The sequence below is a fragment of the Hominisplanchenecus faecis genome (genome assembly GCF_020687205.1).
Classification (GTDB): Bacteria; Bacillota; Clostridia; order Lachnospirales; family Lachnospiraceae; genus Hominisplanchenecus; species Hominisplanchenecus faecis.
Map to the genome: position 1 here is coordinate 1 of NZ_JAJEQE010000096.1, position 1884 is coordinate 1884.

The window sequence follows — 1884 nt, forward strand, 5'->3', positions numbered from 1 at the left end:
TATCTGAACTGGTTTTTCTACTATTTTCATGGCATACACACCTGTGCATTGCAGTCACGGATCTGGATCTGTGTATTCGTGCAGGGCTTCCATTCCTGGATGTATTCCAAGGCTTCATAGTAGCGTTTCTTCGGCACGTTGTTGCGGGCGTTGACGTGAAAATAGTGTTTCAGATCACGGTTGCACTCTGCAAATACTTTCTTGCCGATCTCGTTGTAGGCATTGCTGTGCTTGCCGCCCAGTGCGTCCAGAACCGCCTTGTTGACCTCATCGCCAAGGACGACCTGCTCCCCATAGTCGATCGTCATGCAGTTCTCCAGGTTCGTTACACGATCATCTATAATCACAATTCTCTCGTCACAGTTCAAAATTGCTCTCATTTCCTTCGACAGTCTGCTCATGTCATAGCTACCAGTGTTGCGAATTGCCGGCAGCACCTCATAGGTAACCCAACGTTTGAAACGTTTCGCTGATTCCAGTCTGCTGCCAAACACCAATGCATACAGACCGGATTCATTGATTGCCGTCATCTTCTGCTTTCCTCCAAGGGTGTCGATAATTTCTACTCCCTTGTCATCGTCAAATACATGTGTTGCAATAGCATCTCTTGAATTTGTGAATCCCAATGCCTCAGCCACATCTTTTCCCACGAACCACACTTCTCCGTCTCTCGTTACAGTCCTGACCTGCCCAAATTCTTCATTTTCAAAAATCTTCAACTGTTCCATATTGCCTCCTTACTCATTCAACGTTCTTTCCAGTGCATCGAAATCATAGTCCCTTTGCGGAAATGCATTGAATGTATTCTTTGCTGTTTTCTTTTCCTTTTTCTTGGCTTCTGGCTGCTTCTTGATTGGATAGAAGCTCTTCCAGCCGCTTACAGTCGCTTTTCTGACAACCGCCTCCATCTCCCTCGGATCCGTTGACAAATCCTTAAGATCCTCTTTCAACAGCTTCACCTGTTCTTCTGTGATCCTTGCACCTTCCTCTCTCCTGGTCTTCAGGAACAGCAGGAAGGCTTTGTTCAGGGAATCATCAGAAAAATAGGGATCCGGCGGAGCCGTATCTATATCTATATATTCTTTTTTCTTTTCCTTTCCTTTTGTGTTATTTTTCTCGGAATTATCCTCTTTTTTCTCGGAAAAACCGCTTTTTTTCTCAGAAGAATTTAAAGAAGGGTTCACTTTAATAAAGGTTTCGGTCTCTTCTTCCGAAAGAAGCCAGAACCTCTCGGCTGTGATCGGCGTTTTCGTGGCCCTGGCTTTTACCATCGCCTGATAACGCCTCTGTATCCCGGCAGAGGTCAAGACCTTGTCCGACTGGAAAAGTGTATCGTCAAACAGTGACCGTTCCAGCAAGAAGTTCAAGACCTGCTTCACCTTGTTGCCATCCATGTTCAGGTCATCCGAGATGATGTATTCAAAATCATCGTCAACCTGTAAGTAATACCCTGTCTTGTAGATCTCACATAAAAGATACAGGTACAAGACAATCCCATCCGCCCCATAGCGGGCTTTCAGGATCTTTATCTTTCTGTCTGAGAAGAAGTCTGCATCCATCCGGAAAAAGCGGTTCCCTTCCTGCTTCTTCCTTGCCATACCAGCCTCCTGTTTCTCTTTTTATGTATCGAGCCGCATCAGCGTAACGCTCAAATACGCTTCCTCTTTGTACGCCTTTGTAATGGTCAGTTTTATGATCTGCGTATCATCATGGTATGCGATGCCGTTCAGGGCATCCAGCACAACCTTTGCGATGTTGTCACTGTCCGGCTTCTTTGCCGGCCAGATCTTCCCTTCCAGCATCTCTGCCCTTTTCTTCTTCGAGATGCTCTTAGGCGGCTCAAAATACGCCAAGATATTAGCAACCACATACGCATCATCCGAA

General features: G+C 45.9%; 3 protein-coding genes. All 3 read right to left on the minus strand.

The window, feature by feature from the left end; genetic code table 11:
• Positions 1 to 26: 26 nt before the first annotated feature.
• On the minus strand, positions 27 to 728 hold the full coding sequence (locus tag LKD42_RS15000; RefSeq protein WP_248836162.1) for an ORF6C domain-containing protein: 702 nt from the start codon (positions 726 to 728) through the stop codon (positions 27 to 29).
• Positions 729 to 737: 9 nt separating this feature from the next.
• Positions 738 to 1598, minus strand: coding sequence for a DUF4373 domain-containing protein (locus LKD42_RS15005; RefSeq protein WP_248836163.1), 861 nt, complete (start codon positions 1596 to 1598; stop codon positions 738 to 740).
• 21 nt (positions 1599 to 1619) lie between these two features.
• The coding region (locus LKD42_RS15010; protein WP_248836164.1) for a RusA family crossover junction endodeoxyribonuclease at positions 1620 to 1884 on the minus strand (265 nt) is incomplete at its 5' end.

Excerpts from the sequence above, each read along its gene's own strand:
- LKD42_RS15005 (WP_248836163.1), bottom strand. The coding sequence starts at position 1,598 with ATGGCAAGGAAGAAGCAGGAAGGGAACCGCTTTTTCCGGATGGATGCA.
- LKD42_RS15000 (WP_248836162.1), bottom strand. The coding sequence starts at position 728 with ATGGAACAGTTGAAGATTTTTGAAAATGAAGAATTTGGGCAGGTCAGG.